General features: G+C 70.1%; 7 protein-coding genes. 6 read left to right on the forward strand and 1 reads right to left on the reverse strand.

The features are described 5' to 3' along the window. Positions 1 to 13: 13 nt before the first annotated feature. Positions 14 to 841: a transcriptional regulator TbsP gene (gene tbsP, locus BM286_RS02750; protein WP_092920060.1), complete on the reverse strand. Its 828-nt coding sequence runs from the start codon at positions 839 to 841 to the stop codon at positions 14 to 16. A 283-nt stretch (positions 842 to 1,124) separates the two neighbouring features. On the opposite strand from tbsP, the gene glyA reads away from it, so the two are divergent. The 6 genes from glyA (at position 1,125) to BM286_RS02780 (ending at position 7,377) form a co-directional block, all read left to right on the forward strand. Next, positions 1,125 to 2,372: a serine hydroxymethyltransferase gene (gene glyA / locus BM286_RS02755; protein WP_092920061.1), complete on the forward strand. Its 1,248-nt coding sequence runs from the start codon at positions 1,125 to 1,127 to the stop codon at positions 2,370 to 2,372. A gap of 85 nt (positions 2,373 to 2,457) precedes the next feature. Further along, positions 2,458 to 2,868, forward strand: a complete 411-nt coding sequence (locus BM286_RS02760; RefSeq protein ID WP_092920062.1) for a DUF3054 domain-containing protein — start codon at positions 2,458 to 2,460, stop codon at positions 2,866 to 2,868. 191 nt (positions 2,869 to 3,059) lie between these two features. Then, on the forward strand, positions 3,060 to 3,302 hold the full coding sequence (locus BM286_RS02765; RefSeq protein ID WP_092920063.1) for a hypothetical protein: 243 nt from the start codon (positions 3,060 to 3,062) through the stop codon (positions 3,300 to 3,302). A 58-nt stretch (positions 3,303 to 3,360) separates the two neighbouring features. Then, positions 3,361 to 4,362, forward strand: a complete 1,002-nt coding sequence (locus BM286_RS02770) for an ornithine cyclodeaminase family protein (protein WP_092920064.1) — start codon at positions 3,361 to 3,363, stop codon at positions 4,360 to 4,362. A gap of 69 nt (positions 4,363 to 4,431) precedes the next feature. Continuing rightward, a complete protein-coding gene (locus BM286_RS02775; RefSeq protein WP_092920065.1) occupies positions 4,432 to 4,941 on the forward strand; it encodes a metallophosphoesterase in 510 nt (169 codons plus the stop codon). 714 nt (positions 4,942 to 5,655) lie between these two features. Continuing rightward, complete coding sequence (locus BM286_RS02780; protein ID WP_092920066.1) at positions 5,656 to 7,377, forward strand: aldehyde ferredoxin oxidoreductase family protein; 1,722 nt, start codon at positions 5,656 to 5,658, stop codon at positions 7,375 to 7,377. The last annotated feature ends 86 nt before the right edge of the window (positions 7,378 to 7,463 follow it).

Here is a 7,463-nt window from a genome sequence, read left to right on the forward strand (position 1 = left end):
TTCGCGGGCGCGGTCAGGCGGGCGTCGCGGCCATCATCTCGGCGGCCTCGGCGGCCAGCTCCGCGGCGTCGATGTCTCGGAGTCGGTCGTCGCCGAGCTTCAGGCGGAGCCGCGGTCGACCGACGTCGATCGGGACCTTCTCGGTGTCGATGATGCCCAGGTCTTCGAGGCGCGTCTTCGTCCGGGAGAACGTCGCCTTCGAGGCGATGCCGACGTCTTCGCCCCACTTCGAGATGTCGTAGAGGAGGACGTCGTTCTTCGCCGCGACGAGCAGCGAGGCGGTCACCTCGTCGATGTCGACCCCGCGTTCGCGGTCCGCTTCGACCGCGTCGAGGACGGCGTCGAAGTCGGCGCGGGCCTCCTCGCCGATCTCCGCCTCCATCGTCTCGCGGACCCGGCTGATCGCCGGCGTGCGGAGCGCGTACGGCTCCGCCTCGTCGAACGCGCCGCGGTGGGTCTCGTACACCTCCCCGACGAACTCGGGGTCGTCGGTCGACAGCGCCGCGACGCCCGCTCCGGCGGTGACCAAGGCGACGACCCGGGACGGGGAGACGAACAGCGCGTTGTCGACCTCGCCGTCCAGTACCCGGAGGTCCAAGGCGCCGTCGGCGACGAGGTCGGCGGTCCGGGACGCGACGACGAAGTCGTCCAGCACGTCCTTGAGGGTGCGCTCGTCGGCGAGCATCGATAGTTCCGGCAGGTCGTCCCGCCCCACGGCGGTCTCGACCAGCGATACGATCGTCTCCGCGGAGGGATCGACGACGAGCAGTTCGTCGTCGCCCCCGGCGAAGGCCGCTTCGAGCGCCGCCTCGACGTCGGCCGCCAGTAAATTCGAGACCATTTATCTCTCCGTATGAAAGCCGGTTGCGTATTTAATATTAACGGGATTTGCGGATCGAACAACTCCGGTAGAGGGTCTCAAAATAGCGAAAACGGCCGATTCGTCCGATCGGATATCGGGTCGGTCGATCGAGCCCGACCCTTCGAGGCGGCGGGCGCAGGACCGCGTCTTTCGGTGAGACGAGCGTCTCGCCCGCCCGCGACGGGGCTACTCCTCGCCCGCGACGAGGCTACTCCTCGCCCGCGACAGAAGGATTAATGCGCGGTCGCGCCCCCGTTCGCACATGGACCACGAGCACGTCCGGGACGTCGACCCGGCGGTCGCCGACGCGCTGGCCGGCGAGCGCGACAGACAGGAGCAGACGCTCGCGATGATCGCGAGCGAGAACCACGCGAGCGAGGCGGTCCTGGAGGCGCAGGGGAGCGTCCTCACCAACAAGTACGCCGAGGGCTACCCCGGCTCGCGCTACTACGCCGGCTGCGAGTACGCCGACGAGGTCGAGGAGCTGGCGATCGAGCGCGCGAAGGAGCTGTGGGGCGCTGACCACGTCAACGTCCAGCCACACTCCGGCACGCAGGCGAACCAGGCGGTGTACTACGCGGCCCTCGAACCGGGCGACAAGATCCTCTCTCTGGACCTCAATCACGGCGGCCACCTCTCGCACGGCCACCCCGCGAACTTCACGGGGCAGCTGTACGACGTCGAGCAGTACGAGGTCGACCCGGAGACGGGGTACATCGACTACGAGGGGCTCCGCGCCGCCGCCGAGTCGTTCGAGCCGGACATCATCGTCTCGGGATACTCCGCGTACCCGCGCACCGTCGAGTGGGAGGAGATCCAGGCGGCCGCCGACGCGGTCGACGCCTACCACCTCGCGGACATCGCGCACATCACCGGGCTCGTCGCCGCCGGCGTCCACCCCTCGCCGGTCGGCGTCGCGGACTTCGTCACCGGCTCGACCCACAAGACGATCCGGGCCGGCCGCGGCGGGATCGTGATGTGCGACGCGGCGTTCGCTGACGACATCGACAGCGCGGTGTTCCCCGGCGGGCAGGGCGGTCCGCTCATGCACAACGTCGCCGGCAAGGCGGTCGGCTTCAAGGAGGCCCTCCAGCCCGAGTTCGAGGAGTACGCCCGGAACGTGGTCGACAACGCCGAGGTGCTCGCGGAGACGCTTCAGGAGCACGGCCTCTCTCTGGTCTCCGGCGGGACCGACAACCACCTCGTCCTGGCCGACCTGCGCGACTCGCACCCGGACCTCTCTGGCGGGGACGCCGAGGACGCGCTCGCGGCCGCGAACATCGTCCTCAACGGGAACACGGTCCCCGGCGAGACGCGCTCGCCGTTCGACCCCTCCGGGATCCGCGCGGGCACCGCCGGACTCACGACTCGCGGCTTCGACCAGGAGGCCGTCGAGGAGGTCGGGGACCTGATCTACCGCGTCGTCGACGGCGTCGACAGCGACGACGTCATCTACGAGGTCGGCGAACGCGTCGTCGAGCTCTGCGAGGCGCACCCGCTGTACGAGTAGCGACGCCCGCCCCCTCGGTCGGCGGAGGGACGGCCCGCGTCGACGAATCCGTGCGTAAAAGTGGGGGCGGCCCGCACGGGTCGGTATGGACGCTCCGTCGTTTCTCGCCGCCCGCCTCGACCGCGGCGCCGCCCCGCTCGCGGTCGGGGACGTGATCGCGCTGATCCTGCTCCTGACCGCCGGGACGCTCAACCACCAATCGATCGAGTTCCTCACCGCCAACCCGCTCTACCTCCCCGGCGTCTACGCGCCCTTCCTGATCGGCTGGGCGGCGGTGGCGCCGCTCGTCGGCGCCTACTCCGCGGGCGCGGTCGAGACGGCGAAGTCGTCGGTGCCGCTCGTGATCCGGTCGTGGATCCCGGCCGCGGTCCTCGGGCTCGCGCTCCGCGCGTTCGTCTTCCGCGGCGGCGCCGAACTCACCTTCGCGGCCGTCATGCTCGTGACGGGATCGGTCGCGCTCGGCGGCTGGCGGGCCCTCTACTTCCGGCTGCGTTAACCCCGCGCGCTCCCGCCGATTACGGCGACCGGCCGCGATCGACTCTTTTCTCGCCGTCCGATCGCACGGATAAACGAGCTCTCCTGCGGGACTCATAAGTTATGGATAACATTGGTGTGTTCATAAAAGAACCATTTCCGAACCGCGGGAAAAATTTAATACGGATTCTCGATATAGTATCCAACGACAGCATGACAGGATACTACGACTACGTCCTCGGGCTCATCCCGGCAGCGCTGATCGGTGTGACCGCCTTCCTCAACCTGGTCGGGCTGTCGTTGATGTCGGCGATGCCCGCGGGCGCGGTGGCCGCCGGCGGCGTGATGGCCCACGCGATGTTCGTCAGGGCTCCGGTCACCGACGGCGACGCGTCCGCCGACGCGTCGCGTCCCGGTCGGGGCGGGGCCGGACCGGGCGGCCGGTCGTCCGCGTGACGCTCGACCGATCGCCGCGGCCTGTACCGTTTAGTCCCCCCGCCGCGAGTGAGCGGGTATGACGGAGACCCTGTTCCTGTCGAGCGGCGACGTCGACGACCTCGCGGAGCCGGCCGACTACGTCGCGGCCGTCCGCGACGCGTACCGCCAGGTGGGCGAGGGCGCGCCCGCGGAACCGCGGACGAAGCTGTTCAACCGCGAGCCGCCGGGAATGCTCACCACCTACGCCGCGGTGCTGCCGGAGACGGGCGCGATGGGCGGGTACACCTACTCGGCGGGGTTCGGCGCGGGCGACGCGTGGTTCATGACGCCGCTGTTCGACGCCGACTCCGGCGCGCCGCTCGCGCTGCTGGACGGCGCGTCGATGAACCCGTTCAAGACCGGCGCCGCGGGCGCGGTCGCGGTCGACGCGCTCGCCCGCGGCGACGCGACCGAACTCGCGGTGATCGGCAGCGGCGCGCAGGCGCGCGGGCAGGTCGCGACGACGGCGACCGTCCGCGAGCTCGAGGCGGTCCGCGTCTTCTCGCCCACCCCGGAGCACCGCGAGGCGTTCGCCGAAGACTTCGACGAGCGCCTCGACGCCGACGTGTCGGCGGTCGCGAGCGCGAGCGACGCGCTGGACGGCGCCGACGTGGCGATCACGGCGACGACCGCGAGCGACCCCGTGATCGACGACGCCGACGTGGAGCCGGGGACGCACGTCACGGCGATGGGGCAGTACCACCCGGAGAAGAACGAGCTCCCGCCCGAGCTCGTCGCGCGGGCGACGTACGTCCCCGACCTCCGAGCGCGCGCGACGCAGGACGCCGGCTCGTACCTCGCCGCGGTCGCCGCCGGCCTGATCGAGGAGGGGAAAGGCATCGCGGCCGACCTGGGGGAGGTCGTCGCGGGCGACCACCCCGGCCGGACGAGCGACGACGAGGTGACCGTCTTCGACTCGGGCGGGACCGGGGTCGAGACCGTGGCCGCCGCGCACATGCTGTACGAGCGCGCGAGCGATGCCGGACGGGGCGAGCCCATCGACTTCGCGCCTGCGAGCGAGGCGCTGACCGGCGAGTAGCGCGGTCGACGAGGTCGAGGGTCGGGCGGTGGCCGGAGCTTCAAGTGCCGCGCCCGCTTCCTCACGCACATGCTGATCGGCATCGTCTCCGACACGCACGACGACTTGGCCGCCGTCGAGACGGCCGTCTCGCTGTTCGAGCGCGAGGGGGTCGACGCGGTCGTCCACTGCGGCGACTTCGTCGCGCCCTTCTCCGCGACGCCGTTCGACGCGGACTTCGACTTTCACGCGGTCCGCGGGAACAACGACGGCGAGTGGGCGGTCGAGTCGACCGTCGACTCGTTCGGGACCTACCACGGCGAGGCCGCCGCGCTCTCGTTCGACGGCGCAGATGTGGCAGTCACCCACGGGACGAGCGATCTCGTCGTCGACGCGCTCGTCGGCTGCGGCGACTACGACTACGTGTTCCACGGCCACACCCACGCGCACGGCGTCGAGGCGCGCGGCGAGACGGTCCGGGTGAATCCGGGCGGGCTTCCGATTCCGGTCGAGGGTGCGGACGACACGTTCCGGGTCGCGACGCTGGAGACGGCGGAGTCCGGAGCGGACGCGGTGACGCACCACGTCCTCGACGAATAAGGGAAACACGTGGCGCAGAGCGCCTGTTTCTAAATCGAATCGGGATACGGTGACGAGTGTTTATAAACAGCTGTCGGCTCTGCGATGACTACCGCCAAAGCCCCGGCCGCTCGCTCATAAATGGTTACTGGCAGATCGGCGGCGAACACCGCCAAAGCCCCAGCCGCGAGGCGACCGTACGCTCGCTGTCGTTCGAGACGCCGAAGGCGTCTCGTGATGACGAGAGGGCTTCGCTCTCTCGAACCACGCTCCTCGCTCAGTCACTCCGTTCCTTCGCTGCGGTGCTTGCGTCGTCATCAGAACGCTTTGCGTTCTGATTGGCTCACGAGAGCTTCGCTCTCGTGAACGCCTACGGTCGCCTCGCGGCAGCGTGGCGCGTAGCGCCACGGGCAACCGGCGGCTTCGCCGCCGGTGACTGCCCCTTCGAGTCCCACCCCGAACCGCACGGCACCGCACCTCACGCCTCCCCAGCCTCGTCGCCGGACTACGTCCGGCTGTAAGCGAGAGCTTCGCTCTCGCCCTGTCAGCCGCCCTTCGCTTCGCTCCGGGCGGCTGACTCCCTCGCGCGGTGCTGTCTCGCGGCCGCCGAGGGCGGCCGCTCGCAGGCACGCGCCGACCGCACCGTTCTCTATAAGCGATCACACCGCCGCTAGCTGGCATTTGAACCGCGTTCCCACCCCGAGTTTTATCGCCGCTCGCTCGCTCCGTACGCCCATGAGACACGCGCAGGGACCGCTCCTCACGATCGACCTGACCGAGCGGACCGCGTCGACGACGCCGATCGACGACCGGCTCGCGTCGTTCGTCGGCGGCCGCGGGCTCAACACGTCGCTCGCGTACGACCGGATCCCGTTCGACGCCGACCCGCTCGGCCCGGAGAACCGGCTCTTCCTTTCGACGGGGCCGATGCAGTACTCGACGACCTCCTACACCGGTCGGATGGCCGCCACGGGTCTCTCGCCGCTCACGGACGGCCTGCTGTCGTCGAACGCGGGCGGGTTCCTCTCGCGGAACTTCACGGGCGCGGGGTACGCCGCCGTCGAGCTCGTCGGCGCGAGCGACGACCTGCTCGCGGTTCACGTTCGCGAGATCGGCCCGGACGGCGAGCCGAACGTGACGTTCGAGGCGGTCCCGGACCTGGAAGCGGCCGAGGTGTCGGCCGTCTCCGATCGGTTCGCGGAGACGCGCGACCTGGGGCCCGGACACGTGGCCTGTATCGGCCCCGCGGGCGAGAACGCGGTCCGGTTCGCGTCGATCATGACCTCGGACACGCGGGCGTTCGGCCGCGGCGGGCTGGGCGCGGTCCTCGGCTCGAAGGGCGTGAAGGCGCTCACGTTCGACGGCGACTCCGAGGCCGATATCGAGGTCGACTGGCCCGACGAGGCGGGCGAGGTCCACCGCGAGGCGGCCACCTCCGACTCGATCATGAAGCGGCAGGGGACGACGAGCGTGACGGAGCTGGCGAACGAGGTGGACGCGCTCCCGTCGTACTACTTCGCGGAGACCTCCTTCGAGGGCGTCGAGGGTATCTCCGGCGACCGCGTCGAGGAGAAGAAGTACGAGAAGGGGACCTGCTCGCAGTGCGCGTTCGCCTGTAAGCTCCCCACGCGCGACGAGGCGACGGGCGTCGAGACGGAGGGGCCGGAGTTCGAGACGGTGATGGCGTTCGGCTCCAACGCCGGCGTCGACGACGTGGTCGACGTGATGCGCGCCAACGAGCTGTGCGACGAGCTGGGGATGGACACCATCTCCTGTGGCGACGTCGTCTCGATGTTCTTGGAGAGCGAAGACGAGTTCGGCAACGCGGAGCTCGTCCGCTCGCTCGTCGAGCAGATCGCCTACCGCGAGGGCGTCGGCGACAAGCTCGCGGAGGGCGTCCACCGCGCCAGCGAGGAGTTCGGCGCCGAGGACTGGACGGTGAAGGGGATGGAGTTCGCCGGCCACGACGGCCGCGCGCTCAACGGGCAGGGGCTCGCGTTCGCGACCGCGAACCGCGGCGCCGACCACATGTACGGTGAGTTCTACCCCTACGAGTACCCGCTCGTCGACCCCGGCGACGCGCTCGACCCCGAGGGGCTCGACGGGAAGCCCCCGAAGCTCGTCGCGAAGGAGAACCGCAACGCGGTCCTCGACTCGGCGGTCGTCTGTAAGTTCTCGCGGGGCACCGTCACCGACGACCGGCTCGCGGCGCTGCTCGACGCCGACTACGACGCCCTCCAGTCGCTGGGCGCGCGAATCGTCGAGCTGGAGCGCGCGTTCAACAACGCCCGCGGCTTCGACCGGAGCGACGACACGCTCCCGTACGCCGACGCCATCGACGGGTTCGACGCCGCGCTCTCGGAGTACTACGCGGTCCGCGGCTGGAACGACGACGGCACCGTCCCCGACCACGGCGACGGCCTCGACGCGGGCAGTCGGGCGGCCGCCGACGACTGACCGGATCGCCCTCACTGACGACTGACCGGATCGCCCTCACTGACGACTGACCGGATCGCCCTCACTGACGACTGACCGGATCGCCC

This window comes from Halorubrum sodomense (assembly GCF_900111935.1).
Classification (GTDB): Archaea; Halobacteriota; Halobacteria; order Halobacteriales; family Haloferacaceae; genus Halorubrum; species Halorubrum sodomense.